The organism is Caballeronia sp. Sq4a, from assembly GCF_023170545.1.
In the GTDB taxonomy this organism is placed as follows: Bacteria; Pseudomonadota; Gammaproteobacteria; order Burkholderiales; family Burkholderiaceae; genus Caballeronia.
In genome coordinates this window covers 123,852-138,673 of the sequence record NZ_CP084251.1, presented here as the reverse complement: position 1 = coordinate 138,673, position 14,822 = coordinate 123,852, and the positions used below count along the sequence as shown (strand labels likewise).

The following is a 14,822-nucleotide window of genomic DNA, read 5'->3' as shown; positions in this document are numbered from 1 at the left end:
TGCGTGTTTCGTTTATCCGACGAGCCGATTGTTCAGCCACGGCTGCTTCGCGAGCCGCTCGGCTTCGAACTGCTTGATCTTGTCCGCGTGACGCAGAGTGAGACCGATGTCGTCGAAACCGTTCAGCAGGCAATACTTGCGAAAGCCGGGCACGTCGAACGCGTACTCGGTGCCGTCGCCGGTGCGCACGACTTGCGCTTCCAGGTCGATGGTCAGCTTGAAGCCGACGAACGCGTACGTCTCGTTGAAGAGCTTGTCGACTTGTTGCTCCGACAGCACGACCGGCAGCAAGCCGTTCTTGAAGCAGTTGTTATAGAAAATGTCCGCGAAACTCGGCGCGATGATCGCGCGGAAACCGTACTGTTCCAGCGCCCAAGGCGCATGCTCGCGCGAACTGCCGCAGCCGAAGTTCTTGCGCGTGAGCAGAATCGACGCGCCCTGATAGCGCGGCTGGTTCAGCACGAAGTCCGGATTCAGCGGACGCTTGCTGTTGTCCTGCCCGGGCTGGCCGACGTCCAGATAGCGCCATTCGTCGAACGCGTTCGGGCCGAAACCGGTGCGCTTGATCGACTTCAGAAACTGCTTCGGGATGATCGCGTCGGTATCGACGTTCTCGCGGTCCAGCGGCGCCACGAGGCCGCTATGCACGGTGAATTTTTCCATGATCTGTCTCTGTGTCCCGTTGGGTTACGCGAGCTTGCGCACGTCGACGAAGTGGCCTTCGATCGCCGCCGCCGCGGCCATCGCCGGGCTGACGAGGTGCGTGCGGCCGCCCGCGCCCTGGCGCCCTTCGAAGTTGCGGTTCGACGTCGATGCGCAGCGTTCGCCCGGCTCCAGACGGTCCGCGTTCATCGCGAGACACATGGAACAGCCCGGCTCGCGCCACTCGAAACCGGCGTTGGTGAAGATCTTGTCGAGCCCTTCGCGCTCGGCCTGCGCCTTCACGAGACCCGAGCCCGGCACGACCATCGCCGTGCGGATGTTCGACGCCACGCGCTTGCCGAGCGACTTCACCACGTACGCGGCGGCGCGCAGGTCTTCGATGCGCGCGTTCGTGCACGAGCCGATGAAAATCTTGTCCGGCTTGATCGATTCGATCGGCGTATTCGGCTGCAGCGCCATGTAATGCAGCGCGCGCTCCATGGCATCGCGCTTGACGGGATCTTTTTCGCGCTCGGGATCGGGCACGCGACCGTCGATGGACGTCACCATTTCCGGCGACGTGCCCCACGTGACTTGCGGCACGATCTCGGCGGCGTTGATCTCCACCACGCGGTCGAAGTGCGCGTCCGGGTCCGACTTGAGCGTGCGCCAGTACTCGACTGCCTGATTCCACTCGACGCCCTGCGGCGAATACGGACGATCCTTCAGGTAGTTGATGGTCGTATCGTCGACGGCGACCATGCCCGCGCGCGCGCCGGCTTCGATCGCCATGTTGCAGACGGTCATGCGGCCTTCCATGCTGAGCGCGCGAATGGTGGAGCCGCCGAACTCGATGGCGTAGCCCGTGCCACCCGCCGTGCCGATCTTGCCGATGACCGCAAGCGCGATGTCCTTGCCCGTGCAGCCGCGCGGCAGCGGACCTTCCACCTTGACGAGCATGTTCTTGCTCTTCTTTTGCAGCAGCGTTTGCGTAGCGAGCACGTGCTCCACTTCCGACGTGCCGATGCCGTGCGCGAGCGCGCCGAACGCGCCGTGCGTGGAGGTGTGCGAGTCGCCGCAGACGATGGTCATGCCCGGCAGCGTCGCGCCCTGCTCGGGCCCGATGATGTGCACGATGCCTTGGCGCAGGTCGTTCATCTTGAACTGCGTGATGCCGAACTCGTCGCAATTGGCGTCGAGCGTGTCGACTTGCAGCTTCGACACCGGGTCGGCGATGCCTTGCGAGCGGTCGGTGGTCGGCACATTGTGATCGGACACGGCCAGATTCGCGCTGATGCGCCAGACGGGACGCTGATGCAGCTTGAGCCCTTCGAAGGCTTGCGGGCTCGTCACTTCATGCAGCAGATGACGGTCGATATAGAGGATCGAGGTGCCGTCCTCTTCCGTGTGGATGACGTGCGAGTTCCACAATTTGTCGTAGAGAGTCTGGGACATGGTGAGCGCTTCTCAGATGACTGCGGGTGACGCTGCTTCGCTTCGTCGGCAGCTTGTTGGACGATTATGCCACCTTCGCGCGCCGCTTGGGTACTAGGCTACGGCAAAAAAGCTATTGAAAACATGGGGTTATGCTAGTGGTATCAGTACCTGGATGGGCACTACCAGCCTATCGTTTCCTGCTTTTCAATGCCGAAGCACCGCGTTGACGCCGAGCTCTTCCGCGACTTTGTGCAAGCGCTTATCGCGCGTCCAGATCTTTAAGCCTTTCCTACCGACGACGGCGAGCGCCTTCAAAGTCCGGCTGACTGCCGCCGACGCTCGCAAGCCGCCGCGCTGCTTCGCGTTGCACGAGCGCCCTGAGTGCCTCGTCAACAATTGCGGATACGTCGGTCAGACCGGTGTAAGCCTGAGCTTTAGCCAGTAGGTCACGATCAATCGTGATAGTCGTTCGCATATCAGTATCCCCGTCGATTCTGTCATCCACAACGCAAAAAGGCCCCGGCAGTCGCCCGCCGGGGCCTCCAACCTTGCTTCAACCGTGAATCGGCTTACCGCTGATCGAGCGGCTTCACCTCACGCGGCGTATGCCCTACGAACAACTGACGCGGACGACCGATCTTCTGCTCGGGATCCGCAATCATCTCGTTCCACTGCGCGATCCAGCCGACGGTACGCGCCATCGCGAAGATGCAGGTGAACATCGACGTCGGAATGCCCAACGCGCGCTGCACGATGCCCGAGTAGAAATCGACGTTCGGGTACAGCTTGCGCGACACGAAGTATTCGTCTTCCAGCGCGATCTTTTCCAGTTCCATCGCGAGCTTGAAGAGCGGGTCGTCGTGCAGGCCCAGTTCGTTCAGCACTTCGTGGCAGGTTTCGCGCATCAGCTTGGCGCGCGGATCGTAGTTCTTGTAGACGCGGTGGCCGAAGCCCATCAGCTTCACGCCCGAATTCTTGTCCTTCACCTGCTTGATGAATTCGGGAATGTTCTCGACCGAGCCGATCTCTTCCAGCATGTTCAGCGCGGCTTCGTTCGCGCCGCCGTGCGCCGGGCCCCACAGACACGCGATACCGGCCGCGATACACGCGAACGGATTCGCGCCCGACGAGCCCGCGAGACGCACCGTGGACGTGGACGCGTTCTGCTCGTGATCCGCGTGCAGAATCAGGATGCGGTCGAGCGCGCGCACCAGCACGTCGTTGACCTTGTACTCCTCGCACGGGTTCGAGAACATCATGTGCATGAAGTTCGCGCTGTACGACAGGTCGTTCTTCGGATACACGAACGGCTGGCCGATGCTGAACTTGTACGCCATCGCGACGAGCGTCGGCAGCTTCGCGATCATGCGGATCGCGGAGACTTCGCGGTGACGCGGGTCGTTGATGTTCAGCGAATCGTGATAGAACGCCGACAACGCGCCGACTGCCGCGGTCAGCACGGCCATCGGGTGCGCGTCGCGACGGAAGCCGCGGAAGAAGAAGTGCATCTGCTCATGCACCATCGTGTGACGCGTCACCGTGTCGACGAATTCCTTGTTCTGCGCCGCGTTCGGCAATTCGCCCTTCAGCAGCAGGTAGCAGGTCTCGAGGAAGTCGGCGTTCACGGCCAGTTGCTCGATCGGGTAGCCGCGATACAGCAGCTCGCCCTTGTCGCCGTCGATATACGTGATCGCGGAATTACACGCCGCCGTCGACATGAAGCCCGGGTCGTACGTGAACTTGCCGGTCTGCCCGTACAACTTGCGGATGTCGATCACGTCCGGGCCCATCGTGCCCTTGTAGATCGGCATTTCGACGCTCGGCGAGTTGTCGCTGAACGATAGCGTGGCTTTAACATCTGACGGGGTCATAGCACATCCTCAATCGAAGTATGGATACAGGTTTTCGATAATTTGCACGACGGAAGCTGCGCGGCAACGCTCGGGTAGCCGCGAGTGCTTAGGCTGGTCGTCGCTTGGGGTTTCGGCCCGGTTCCTTCGCGTATTGTGCAAAACTCCCGGGATCTCTGCCGAAATCACACCGAACGCAGCCACTGCAGCAGGCGCATCACGTCCGGCGTGGCGAGATCGCCTTCCGGTTCGGTGCGCGCGAGCAGCAGGTCCATCAGTTCGTTGTCGCTCAGCTCCAGCAGGCGGGTCAATGCGGCCACGTCGGCGTCGCTGAGGTCATGCTCATATCGGCTGAAAAAACGCTCGAAGATCAGATCGTTTTCCAGCAAGCCGCGCCGCGCGCGCCAGCGAAGACGCGCACGGCGAAGAGGGTCGGACTGATGCGAGTCGTCTTGCTTGTCGACCATGTCATCATCCTTTGTCAAACCGCCCGCCGCACCAGCATTTCCCTGATCTTGCCGATGGCCTTCGTCGGGTTGAGTCCCTTCGGGCACACATCGACGCAGTTCATGATGGTGTGGCAGCGGAACAGGCGATACGGGTCTTCCAGATTATCGAGTCGCTCGCCGGTGGCCTGATCGCGGCTATCGGCGATAAAGCGATACGCCTGCAGCAAGCCCGCCGGACCCACGAACTTGTCCGGATTCCACCAGAAGCTCGGGCACGACGTCGAGCAGCTCGCGCACAGAATGCACTCGTAGAGACCATCGAGTTCGTCACGCTCCACCGGCGACTGCAAACGCTCCTTCTCCGGCGGCGGCGTGTCGTTGATCAGATACGGCTTGATCGAGTGATACTGGTTGAAGAACTGCGTGAAGTCGCAGATCAGATCGCGCACCACCGGCAGCCCCGGCAGCGGACGCAGCACGATGCGCTGCGGCAGATCGTTCAGGTTCGTGAGACACGCGAGCCCGTTCTTGCCGTTGATGTTCATCGCGTCCGAGCCGCACACGCCTTCGCGGCACGAGCGACGGAACGACAGCGTTTCATCGAGCTCCTTCAGCTTCACCAGCGCGTCGAGCAGCATGCGTTCATGCGTCAGGTCGAGCTCGTAGCTCTGCATGCGCGGCGCGGCGTCCTTGTCCGGATCGTACCGGTAGACCTCAAAAATTCTCTTTGCCATTTGGATATCCTTGCCCTTGCCTTAGAAGGTACGCGCCTTCGGCGGCACCGATTCGACCGTCAGCGGCTTCATCTGCACCGGCTTGTAGTCGAGGCGATTGCCTTCGCTGAACCACAGCGTATGACGCATCCAGTTCTCGTCATCGCGATGTTCGTAGTCGCTGTGCGCATGCGCGCCGCGGCTTTCCTTGCGCGCTTCGGCCGAGACCATCGTCGCGCGCGCCACTTCGATCAGGTTCGCCAGCTCCAGCGCCTCGACCTTCGCGGTGTTGAACACCTTCGACTTGTCCTTCAGATGCACGTGCTTCACGCGCTCGGCCAATTCCGCGATCTTGCCGACGCCCTCTTCCAGCAGCTTCGAGGTGCGGAACACGCCCGCGTGCGATTGCATCGTCGCGCGGATGTCGTTGGCGATGTGCTGCGTGTATTCGCCCGAGGTCGACTTCTCCAGCACCGCGAGGCGTTCGAGGGCGAAGTCGGCGGCATCGGCCGGCAGCGGCTTGTGCTCTTTCATCTCGGTCGCGTGCTTGATGATGTGATTGCCCGCCGCGCGGCCGAACACAACGAGGTCGAGCAGGGAGTTCGTGCCCAGACGGTTCGCGCCGTGCACCGACACGCACGAGCATTCGCCCACTGCATAGAAGCCGTTGACCGGATCGTCGTAGCCCTTGGCCGTGCCGACGACCTGACCGTGCATGTTCGTCGGAATCCCGCCCATCTGATAGTGGATGGTCGGCACCACGGGAATCGGCTCTTTGATGCAGTCCACGTTGGCGAACTTGAGCGCGATCTCGCGAATCGACGGCAGACGCTTCATGATCGTTTCCGCGCCGATGTGCGACAGGTCCAGCAGCACGTGATCCTTGTTCGGACCGACGCCGCGGCCTTCTTTGATCTCCTGGTCCATCGAGCGCGAAACGAAGTCGCGCGGCGCGAGATCCTTCAGCGTCGGCGCGTAGCGTTCCATGAAGCGGTCGCCGTTCGCGTTACGCAAGATGCCGCCTTCGCCACGCACGCCTTCGGTAATCAGCACGCCCGCGCCCGCGACGCCCGTCGGGTGGAACTGCCAGAACTCCATGTCCTGCAGCGCGATGCCCGAGCGCGCGGCCATGCCGAGTCCATCGCCGGTATTGATGAACGCATTGGTCGATGCCGCGAAGATGCGACCCGCGCCGCCCGTGGCGAACAACGTCGTCTTGCCTTCGAGGATATAGACGTCGCCCGTTTCCATCTCCAAAGCGGTCACGCCGAGCACGTCGCCGTCGGCGTCGCGGATCAGGTCCAGCGCCATCCATTCGACGAAGAAGTGCGTCTTGGCCGCGACGTTCTGCTGATACAGCGTGTGCAAGAGCGCGTGACCCGTGCGGTCAGCAGCGGCGCACGCGCGTTGCACGGGCTTCTCGCCATAGTTCGCGGTATGGCCGCCGAACGGGCGCTGATAAATAGTGCCGTCCGGATTGCGGTCGAACGGCATGCCCATGTGTTCGAGCTCGTACACGGCATTGGGCGCTTCGCGGCACATGAACTCGATGGCGTCCTGATCGCCGAGCCAGTCGGAGCCCTTGATCGTGTCGTAGAAGTGATAGTGCCAGTTGTCCTCGCTCATGTTGCCGAGCGATGCGCCGATGCCGCCTTGCGCGGCCACCGTATGCGAGCGCGTCGGAAACACCTTGGAGAGCACCGCGACGGACAGGCCCGCGCGCGCGAGCTGCAGCGACGCGCGCATGCCCGATCCGCCCGCGCCCACGATCACCACGTCGAAACGACGACGCGGCAAGGAAGTCTTGATTGCAGCCATGTTCTTTAAACTCTCCAGAGAATCTGTGCAGCGTAGCCGGCGCATCCGATGAGCCACAGGACGGTGAGCACCAGCAGGCCGAGGCGCAATCCGACGGGCTTCACGTAATCCATCCAGATGTCGCGCATGCCGACCCACGCGTGATAGAAGAGCGAGAGCAAGGCGACGAAGGTGGCGAGCTTCATCCACTGCATCACGAAGATGCCGGCCCAGCCTTCATAGGAGAAGTTGTGCGCGCCGAAAAAGAGCACGAGCAGCAAGAGCGTGTACACCGCCACGGCGACGGCCGTCACGCGTTGCGCGAGCCATTCGCCTGTGCCGTAATGCGCGCCCACGACGAGGCGCTTCGGGCCGACCCGGTTTTGCGTTCCCATGTTAGAAGGCTCCGAAAAGTTTCAGCGCGACGGCAAGCGTCAGCACGAGCGACACGACCAGCACCGCGATGGCGGTCTGTCGTCCGCCTTCCTTGTTGACGGCGACGTGCATGTCGAGCACGAGAAAGCGGATACCCGCGCAGAAGTGATGCAGATACGCCCACGACAGCACGAGCGTGATGATTTTGACGATGGGGTGCGCGAGAAAGCCCTTGAACGCCTCGAAGCTGATTTCGGACGTGAGGCTCTGGTCGAGCAGATACAGCAGAAAGGGCAGCGCGATGAAGAGCAACAGACCGCTGATGCGATGCAGAATGGACACCTTGCCCGCCCACGGCAAGCGATACTTCGCGATCTGTCCAAGCCCGATGTTCCGGTACTCGGGCCTTGGTTTTTTTACGGCTTCAGCCATGCTAGACCCCAACTTGTTATTACACTAACCCGCGATTTTAGCGCCTTTTCATTCCGCAACGCAGCGAAAAGCGGCCCAAGAGACTGTTGCCGCCCACGCGAAAATAGCGCCCTCGAATGCCCTTGCCGGGCCGCTTCCAACCAGGCGGACCACTCGACCTAAGCCCGCGCGCTCAACTCAAGTCGTTCTGATAGTAATAGCCGCTCGTCACGTACCAGCCGCGCCGCACTTCCACCGGACGATCGCCGTAGGTGTACGAAATACGTTCGACCGACAACAGCGGATAGCCCGGCTGCACATCCAGCAATTGCGCGACCGGCTCTTCCGCCGCGACCGCCCGAATCTTCTCCGACGCGCGAATCATGCGCGTGCCGAACTCCGTTTCGAACATCGCGTAGAGCGGGCCTTTGTAGTCGGCGAGGCGCTCCGCCGTCAGCCCGCGAAACACGGCGCCCGGCAACCAGATTTCGTCGAAGACCGTGGTGACGCCATCGAATTGCAACAGACGCTTGATAAGAACGACAGGATCGGCGGGCTTGAGATCGAGCTGGCGCGCGATTTCCGCGGGCGCGCGCAGGCGTCGGCATTCGAGCAGGCGGCTGACATGGGGGTGAATGTCGCCATCGTCGGGCAGAAGGCGCAGGAAGCGGAATTGCACGCGATCTTCGCTGTGCGTCGCAACGAACGTGCCTTTGCCCTGACGGCGCACGAGAAGGTTGTCCGCGGCGAGTTCGTCGATCGCCTTGCGCACGGTGCCCTGGCTCACCTTGTAGCGGGCCGCGAGCTCGACCTCGCTCGGAATGATCTCGCCCGGCTTCCATTCGCCGGATTCGAGGCCCTGCGTGATGAGCGCCTTGATTTGCTGATACAGCGGGCTAAACGTCGGCGACGGCGCGCCCGCGGGCTCGCCCGCCTGTGCGCTGCCGTTCTGTGGGGGCGTGCCCGCCGAGTTTGGCGCGTTCGAATTCATGCCGCGCATTTCAACACAAAGGCCCGTCGCGCGTCCACATTTTCGCGCGAGGTTCTATGTCTTATATAAGACATAAGATAGTGTTGACTTTGCCTGCGGGCAATCCTACACTCCTTGTCGAGCAAGGGTTTGCGGGTCGTCGCACGGTTCCGGAAACGTTCGTTCGGCGCGGTTTTTTCGGCGGTTTTCGCCGGAATCGCCAGTGTCGGGCGCGCGCCGGGCCCACGCCGCCAACCGCCAGGCACGCCCTTTCGCTTCGCCTTACGCCGATCGGCCACACGATTCGCGCGCCGCTGCCTGTCTACCGCCTCGCAACGTCCAGCGCCGTCTCGAATGGGCGCTTGCCGTCAGACTCCAGCGAAAATGCGCCTCCTCGCGCGTCCCGCACTTTCCGCTCATAGAAGGATTCATGGCATGACGGTCATGCCGCCACGCAGCCATGCGGGAAAGCGCAGCCATGCGGCGCGCGGCCCGCGTGGCGGAAGGCTCTCAGCAATCCGCGGGCGGCATGTCCGGCATGACATCATCAACGCTTTGCGTAACGCGCATAAAATGGCGTTTTTCCCTAGCGTTCCACGCACCGTCCAGGAGAGTTTCAATGGCTAAGTCCGCAAAGCGCGTTGCCGTCACCGGCGCCGCAGGTCAAATCGGCTACTCGCTGCTGTTTCGCATCGCCAACGGCGATCTACTCGGCAAAGACCAGCCCGTGATTCTTCAGCTGCTCGATCTGCCGCAAGCGCAAGCCGCCGTGAAGGGCGTCGTGATGGAACTGGAAGACTGCGCGTTCCCGCTGCTCGCGGGCGTCGTCGTCACGGACGATCCCAAGGTCGCGTTCAAGGACGCCGACATCGCGCTGCTCGTCGGCGCGCGTCCGCGTTCGAAGGGCATGGAGCGTAAGGACCTGCTCTCGGCGAACGCCGAAATCTTCACGGTTCAGGGCAAGGCGCTGAACGAAGTCGCGAGCCGCGACGTGAAGGTGCTGGTCGTCGGCAATCCGGCGAACACGAACGCCTATATCGCGATGAAGTCGGCGCCGGACCTGCCGAAGAAGAACTTCACCGCCATGCTGCGTCTGGACCACAACCGCGCGCTGTCGCAACTGGCGGCCAAGTCGGGCAAGCCGGTGGCGTCCATCGAGAAGCTCGCCGTGTGGGGCAACCACTCGCCGACCATGTACCCGGACTTCCGCTTCGCGACCGCGGAAGGCGAGAACCTGACGAAGCTCATCAACGACGACGAATGGAACCGCAACACGTTCATCCCGACCGTCGGCAAGCGCGGCGCCGCGATCATCGAGGCGCGCGGCCTGTCGTCGGCGGCATCGGCGGCTAACGCGGCGATCGACCACGTGCGCGACTGGGTGCTCGGCACCAACGGCAAGTGGGTCACCATGGGCATTCCGTCGAACGGCTCGTACGGCATTCCGGAAGACATCATCTACGGCGTGCCCGTCACATGCGAAAACGGCGAGTACAAGCGCGTGGAAGGCCTGGAAATCGACGCGTTCTCGCGCGAGAAGATGGACAACACGCTGAACGAACTGCTCGAAGAGCGCGACGGCGTTGCGCATCTGCTGGGCAAGTAAGCACGGCGGCACGGGGAAGCGCACGCGCTTCCCTTCAGCGCGGACTTCGCGGTTCGCGCCTGATCCGGTCGCGCTTGCGTACCTCGCGTACCGCTGCGAGCGCGGCCGAATCAGAACACGAGCAGCATCGAATTCACATTTCCTCGGACCCGACGCCGACAATGCCCGCTCTCTCCCCCGCCGACGTGCTGTTTGACGGCGAGCCGCAACCCGCAGTTCTGCCGCCCTGCGATCACTACGCGGGCAGCGAGAAGCTGATCAGGAAGTCGCTCGCGTTGCAGGCGCAGCTCGGCCCGGTGTTCGACATTACGCTCGATTGCGAGGACGGCGCGCAGGTCGGTCGCGAGGCCGAACATGCGGAGATGGTGGCGTCGTTCGTCGGCGGCGAGGACGACCGCTTCGGGCGCGTCGGCGTGCGCATTCACGACTTCCAGCATCGCGCATGGCGTGACGACGTGCGCATCGTCCTGCGTCAGGCGAAGCAGGCGCCGGCCTATGTGATGCTGCCGAAGATCCGCAGCGTCTCCGATGCCGCCGAGATGGTCGCGTTCATCGAGGCCACGCGGCGCGAGTTGGGCATCGCGAAGGCCATCGCCTGTCATGTGCTGGTCGAAACGCATGGCGCGCTCGCGGATGTCTTCCGGCTGGCCGCTCTGCCCGGCGTCGAGTCGCTGAGCTTCGGGCTGATGGACTTCGTGTCGGCGCACAACGGCGCGATTCCGGATACCGCGATGCGCTCGCCCGGTCAGTTCGATCATCCGCTCGTGCGACGCGCGAAGCTGGAGATCGCGGCCGCGTGTCACGCGCATGGCAAGGTGCCGTCGCATAACGTGTCGACGGAAGTGCGCGACATGACGGTCGTCGCGAACGATGCCGCGCGCGCCCGCAACGAGTTCGGCTACACGCGCATGTGGAGCATTCATCCGGAACAGATTCGCCCGATTGTCGAGGCTTTCTCGCCGCGCGCCGACGAGATCACGCTGGCCGCCGAGATTCTGCTCGCGGCACAGCGCGCGCAGTGGGGACCGACGCGCCACGGCGACACGCTGCACGACCGCGCGAGTTATCGCTATTACTGGTCGGTGCTGCGCCGGGCGAAGTCGACGGGACACGCGCTGCCCGACGAGTGCGCGCCGCTTTTCGGCGCGAACTAGATGCAAGCTGACACGAGCCTTTGGTCACGCGGCGCGAGCGCAAGCCCGGCGCGCGTTTCAAGCGAAAGAGACGACGCCGCGGGACGGGCGTTCATAGGAGACTTGAAGCAATGAGCGACACCGTATCGAGCGACGCAGCCGCAGCCGGTGGTTTCAAGCCGAAGAAGTCCGTCGCGCTGTCGGGCGTGACAGCGGGTAATACCGCGTTGTGCACCGTCGGCAAGACCGGCAACGATCTGCACTATCGCGGCTACGACATTCTGGATGTGGCGACCACGTCCGAGTTCGAAGAGATCGCGTATCTGCTCGTGCATGGCAAGCTGCCGAACGTCGCGGAACTGAAGGCGTACAAGACGAAGCTGAAGGCGCTGCGCGGCTTGCCTGCGAACCTGAAGGCCGCGCTCGAATGGATCCCCGCCTCCGCGCATCCGATGGACGTGATGCGCACCGGCGTCTCCGTGCTCGGCACGATCCTGCCGGAGAAAGAAGATCACAATATCGCGGGCGCGAGGGACATCGCCGACAAGCTGATGGCCTCGCTTGGCTCCATGCTGCTCTACTGGTATCACTACTCGCACAATGGCAAGCGGATCGAAGTCGAAACCGATGACGACTCTATCGGCGGCCACTTCCTGCATCTGCTGCATGGCGTGAAGCCATCGCAGTCGTGGGTGCAGGCCATGCATGTATCGCTCAACCTGTATGCCGAGCATGAGTTCAACGCTTCGACGTTCACGGGCCGCGTAATTGCAGGCACGGGCTCGGACATGTATTCGGCGGTCACCGGCGCAATCGGCGCGCTGCGCGGTCCGAAGCACGGCGGCGCGAACGAAGTCGCATTCGACATTCAATCGCGCTATGAGACGCCCGACGAAGCGGAAGCCGACATCAAGCGTCGCGTGGGGAACAAGGAAGTCGTGATCGGCTTCGGGCATCCGGTTTATACGATCTCCGATCCGCGCAACAAGGTCATCAAGGAAGTGGCCAAGTCGCTGTCAAAAGAAGCGGGCAATACCAAGCTCTTCGATATCGCGGAACGCCTGGAAACGGTGATGTGGGACGCGAAGAAGATGTTCCCGAATCTCGACTGGTTCAGCGCGGTCTCCTATCACATGATGGGCGTGCCGACCGCGATGTTCACGCCGCTCTTCGTCATCTCGCGTACGTCGGGCTGGAGCGCGCACATCATCGAGCAGCGCATCGACAACAAGATCATCCGGCCGAGCGCGAATTACACCGGGCCCGAGAATTTGAAGTTCGTGCCGATAAATAAGCGAAAATAGCGGGCTGCGCGATCGGAATTCGCGTTTTGGCGACTCCCATCCGCGCAGCACCCGCCACTCAACCCAAATGTTTCTGAAAGGTTTCACCGATGAATAAACTTCTGATCGCTGCAATCGTCGGCACGCTCGCCACGTCGAGCGTGTTCGTGAGTGCCGACGCCTTCGCCGCGACAACCGAATCGAGCGCGGCCAAGGCCAAACGCCCCGCTCCGGCACGCCGCCTGATCAAGCGCAAGCCTAAGGCCGAAGCGGCTGCGGCAGCGAAGACGGACCCGATCCCCGACGGCGCAGTCAAGTGGTCCTGCAAGGACGGCATGGCTTTCTACCTGAAAGGCGACATGAAGCGTGACGCGATCGTCACGGTGAACTGGGCCAAGAAGGACTACAAGCTGCCGCGTCAGGACACCACGACCGGCGCAGACCGCTTCCACGACGCCGCCACCGGCATGGACCTCGTCGTCATCCCGACGAAGGCGATGCTGTTCTCGGACAAGGACTCGTCGCGTCTGGCCGACGAGTGTGTGACGGCCGAGATGGCAGCCGGCGCCACGGCGCCCACGCAGGCGGAAGCGTTGAAGCAGAACCCGCTGATGCTCAAGCCGGCGGAATAAGCCACATCAGTATTCAATACAGGAATCCTCGATGTCCGCACCGATCTCCAATGTCCGGCCCGAACCGGACAAGGTACTCGTCGACATAGTCGACTACGTTCTCGATTACGACGTCGACAGCGCCCTTGCGCTGGAAACCGCGCGCAATTGCCTGATCGACACACTCGGTTGCGGACTCGAAGCCCTCTCGTACCCCGCCTGCACCAAGCTGATGGGACCGATCGTGCCCGGCACGATCGTCCCCAACGGCGCGAAGGTGCCGGGCACCCAATTCCAGCTCGACCCCGTTCAGGCCGCGTTCAACATCGGCGCGATGATCCGCTGGCTCGACTTCAACGACACATGGCTCGCCGCCGAATGGGGCCATCCGTCGGACAACCTCGGCGGCATTCTCGCCACCGCGGACTGGCTCTCGCGCAACGCCGTCGCGATCGGCAAGCAGCCGCTCACGATGAAAGACGTCCTGATCGCGATGGTCAAGGCGCACGAGATTCAAGGCTGCATCGCGCTCGAAAACTCGTTCAACAAGGTCGGGCTCGATCACGTGCTGCTCGTCAAGGTCGCATCGACCGCGGTGGTCGGGCAGATGGTCGGCCTGTCGCGCGAGGAACTGATCAACGCGGTATCGCTCGCCTTCGTGGACGGCCACTCGCTGCGCACGTACCGCCACGCGCCGAATACCGGCTCGCGCAAATCGTGGGCGGCGGGCGACGCGACTTCGCGCGCCGTGCGTCTCGCGTTGATCGCGAAGACCGGCGAAATGGGCTATCCGTCCGTGCTGACCGCCAAGACGTGGGGCTTCTACGACGTCCTTTTCAAGGGCAACGAGTTCAAGTTCCAGCGTCCGTATGGCTCGTACGTGATGGAGAACGTGCTCTTCAAGATTTCGTTTCCGGCCGAATTCCATTCGCAAACGGCGGTGGAGGCGGCCATGACGCTGCACGACAAGCTGAAGGAAGTCGGCAAAGGCGTCGAAGACATCGCGAAGATCACCATTCGCACGCACGAAGCGGCCATTCGCATCATCGACAAGAAAGGCCCGCTCGATAATCCGGCTGACCGCGATCACTGCATTCAGTACATGATCGCCGTGCCGCTGATTTTCGGCCGGCTGACGGCTGCGGATTACGAAGACGTCGTGGCGAAAGACCCGCGCATCGACACATTGCGCGCGAAGATGGAATGCGTGGAAGACCCGCAATTCACGAAGGATTATTTCGACCCGGACAAGCGTTCGATTGCGAATGCGCTGACTGTCGAGTTCAACGACGGCACGAAGCTCGATGAAATCGCGGTCGACTATCCGATCGGACACAAGCGCCGCCGCGCGGACGGTATTCCGCTGCTCGTCGAGAAATTCAAGACGAACCTCGCGCGGCGCTTTCCCACCAGGCAACAACAGGCGATCCTCGCGGTATCGCTGGACCAGGCAAAGCTGGAAGCAATGCCGGTCAATGAATACGTCGATCTGTACGTGATTTAGTCGATCGACTCGGTCATACAGAAACGTTGCATCGAAGCTAT

General features: G+C 62.4%; 15 protein-coding genes. 5 read left to right on the top strand and 10 right to left on the bottom strand.

All coding sequences use genetic code 11. From position 1 onward, the window contains the following. Positions 1–12 precede the first annotated feature (12 nt). The 10 genes from leuD to LDZ24_RS14565 form a co-directional block, all read right to left on the bottom strand. Complete coding sequence (leuD, locus tag LDZ24_RS14610) at positions 13–663, bottom strand: 3-isopropylmalate dehydratase small subunit (RefSeq protein ID WP_175940913.1); 651 nt, start codon at positions 661–663, stop codon at positions 13–15. 24 nt (positions 664–687) lie between these two features. Then, positions 688–2,097: a 3-isopropylmalate dehydratase large subunit gene (leuC, locus tag LDZ24_RS14605; protein WP_175940912.1), complete on the bottom strand. Its 1,410-nt coding sequence runs from the start codon at positions 2,095–2,097 to the stop codon at positions 688–690. Between the two features lie 271 nt (positions 2,098–2,368). Continuing rightward, entirely contained in the window at positions 2,369–2,554 is a 186-nt protein-coding gene (locus LDZ24_RS14600) for a type II toxin-antitoxin system VapB family antitoxin (RefSeq protein ID WP_248322947.1), read from the bottom strand. A 94-nt stretch (positions 2,555–2,648) separates the two neighbouring features. Continuing rightward, positions 2,649–3,950 carry a citrate synthase gene (gltA, locus tag LDZ24_RS14595; protein ID WP_248322946.1) on the bottom strand — a complete coding sequence of 434 codons (1,302 nt, stop codon included), beginning with the start codon at positions 3,948–3,950 and terminating at the stop codon, positions 2,649–2,651. Positions 3,951–4,114: 164 nt separating this feature from the next. Next, complete coding sequence (locus LDZ24_RS14590) at positions 4,115–4,396, bottom strand: succinate dehydrogenase assembly factor 2 (RefSeq protein WP_175940910.1); 282 nt, start codon at positions 4,394–4,396, stop codon at positions 4,115–4,117. Positions 4,397–4,410: 14 nt separating this feature from the next. After that, complete coding sequence (locus LDZ24_RS14585) at positions 4,411–5,112, bottom strand: succinate dehydrogenase iron-sulfur subunit (RefSeq protein WP_244849783.1); 702 nt, start codon at positions 5,110–5,112, stop codon at positions 4,411–4,413. 21 nt (positions 5,113–5,133) lie between these two features. Continuing rightward, positions 5,134–6,909 (bottom strand): succinate dehydrogenase flavoprotein subunit, encoded by a 1,776-nt coding sequence (gene sdhA, locus LDZ24_RS14580; RefSeq protein WP_206469118.1) that lies wholly within the window; start codon positions 6,907–6,909, stop codon positions 5,134–5,136. Positions 6,910–6,914: 5 nt separating this feature from the next. Next, complete coding sequence (gene sdhD / locus LDZ24_RS14575) at positions 6,915–7,283, bottom strand: succinate dehydrogenase, hydrophobic membrane anchor protein (protein ID WP_248322945.1); 369 nt, start codon at positions 7,281–7,283, stop codon at positions 6,915–6,917. Position 7,284: 1 nt separating this feature from the next. After that, positions 7,285–7,695, bottom strand: a complete 411-nt coding sequence (sdhC, locus tag LDZ24_RS14570) for a succinate dehydrogenase, cytochrome b556 subunit (protein ID WP_159834264.1) — start codon at positions 7,693–7,695, stop codon at positions 7,285–7,287. A 172-nt stretch (positions 7,696–7,867) separates the two neighbouring features. Next, on the bottom strand, positions 7,868–8,674 hold the full coding sequence (locus tag LDZ24_RS14565; RefSeq protein ID WP_175940905.1) for a GntR family transcriptional regulator: 807 nt from the start codon (positions 8,672–8,674) through the stop codon (positions 7,868–7,870). Between the two features lie 589 nt (positions 8,675–9,263). Between LDZ24_RS14565 and LDZ24_RS14560 the strand changes: the two genes are divergently transcribed. From LDZ24_RS14560 to LDZ24_RS14540, 5 genes are all read left to right on the top strand, one after another. Then, complete coding sequence (locus LDZ24_RS14560; RefSeq protein WP_248322944.1) at positions 9,264–10,250, top strand: malate dehydrogenase; 987 nt, start codon at positions 9,264–9,266, stop codon at positions 10,248–10,250. A gap of 161 nt (positions 10,251–10,411) precedes the next feature. Further along, positions 10,412–11,404, top strand: a complete 993-nt coding sequence (locus LDZ24_RS14555) for a CoA ester lyase (RefSeq protein ID WP_248322943.1) — start codon at positions 10,412–10,414, stop codon at positions 11,402–11,404. Between the two features lie 110 nt (positions 11,405–11,514). Beyond that, the gene (gene prpC / locus LDZ24_RS14550; RefSeq protein ID WP_248322942.1) at positions 11,515–12,687 is read left to right on the top strand and encodes a 2-methylcitrate synthase; all 1,173 of its coding nucleotides are present in this window, start codon (positions 11,515–11,517) and stop codon (positions 12,685–12,687) included. A gap of 89 nt (positions 12,688–12,776) precedes the next feature. Further along, complete coding sequence (locus LDZ24_RS14545) at positions 12,777–13,298, top strand: hypothetical protein (protein ID WP_248322940.1); 522 nt, start codon at positions 12,777–12,779, stop codon at positions 13,296–13,298. A gap of 31 nt (positions 13,299–13,329) precedes the next feature. Next, positions 13,330–14,781: a bifunctional 2-methylcitrate dehydratase/aconitate hydratase gene (locus LDZ24_RS14540; RefSeq protein WP_248322939.1), complete on the top strand. Its 1,452-nt coding sequence runs from the start codon at positions 13,330–13,332 to the stop codon at positions 14,779–14,781. Positions 14,782–14,822: the final 41 nt, after the last annotated feature.

What these genes read in the sequence shown, in the direction of transcription:
- leuD (WP_175940913.1), bottom strand. Translation starts at nt 663, where the DNA reads ATGGAAAAATTCACCGTGCATAGCGGCCTCGTGGCGCCGCTGGACCGC.
- leuC (WP_175940912.1), bottom strand. Translation starts at nt 2,097, where the DNA reads ATGTCCCAGACTCTCTACGACAAATTGTGGAACTCGCACGTCATCCAC.
- LDZ24_RS14600 (WP_248322947.1), bottom strand. Translation starts at nt 2,554, where the DNA reads ATGCGAACGACTATCACGATTGATCGTGACCTACTGGCTAAAGCTCAG.
- gltA (WP_248322946.1), bottom strand. Translation starts at nt 3,950, where the DNA reads ATGACCCCGTCAGATGTTAAAGCCACGCTATCGTTCAGCGACAACTCG.
- LDZ24_RS14590 (WP_175940910.1), bottom strand. Translation starts at nt 4,396, where the DNA reads ATGGTCGACAAGCAAGACGACTCGCATCAGTCCGACCCTCTTCGCCGT.
- LDZ24_RS14585 (WP_244849783.1), bottom strand. Translation starts at nt 5,112, where the DNA reads ATGGCAAAGAGAATTTTTGAGGTCTACCGGTACGATCCGGACAAGGAC.
- sdhA (WP_206469118.1), bottom strand. Translation starts at nt 6,909, where the DNA reads ATGGCTGCAATCAAGACTTCCTTGCCGCGTCGTCGTTTCGACGTGGTG.
- sdhD (WP_248322945.1), bottom strand. Translation starts at nt 7,283, where the DNA reads ATGGGAACGCAAAACCGGGTCGGCCCGAAGCGCCTCGTCGTGGGCGCG.
- sdhC (WP_159834264.1), bottom strand. Translation starts at nt 7,695, where the DNA reads ATGGCTGAAGCCGTAAAAAAACCAAGGCCCGAGTACCGGAACATCGGG.
- LDZ24_RS14565 (WP_175940905.1), bottom strand. Translation starts at nt 8,674, where the DNA reads ATGCGCGGCATGAATTCGAACGCGCCAAACTCGGCGGGCACGCCCCCA.
- LDZ24_RS14560 (WP_248322944.1), top strand. Translation starts at nt 9,264, where the DNA reads ATGGCTAAGTCCGCAAAGCGCGTTGCCGTCACCGGCGCCGCAGGTCAA.
- LDZ24_RS14555 (WP_248322943.1), top strand. Translation starts at nt 10,412, where the DNA reads ATGCCCGCTCTCTCCCCCGCCGACGTGCTGTTTGACGGCGAGCCGCAA.
- prpC (WP_248322942.1), top strand. Translation starts at nt 11,515, where the DNA reads ATGAGCGACACCGTATCGAGCGACGCAGCCGCAGCCGGTGGTTTCAAG.
- LDZ24_RS14545 (WP_248322940.1), top strand. Translation starts at nt 12,777, where the DNA reads ATGAATAAACTTCTGATCGCTGCAATCGTCGGCACGCTCGCCACGTCG.
- LDZ24_RS14540 (WP_248322939.1), top strand. Translation starts at nt 13,330, where the DNA reads ATGTCCGCACCGATCTCCAATGTCCGGCCCGAACCGGACAAGGTACTC.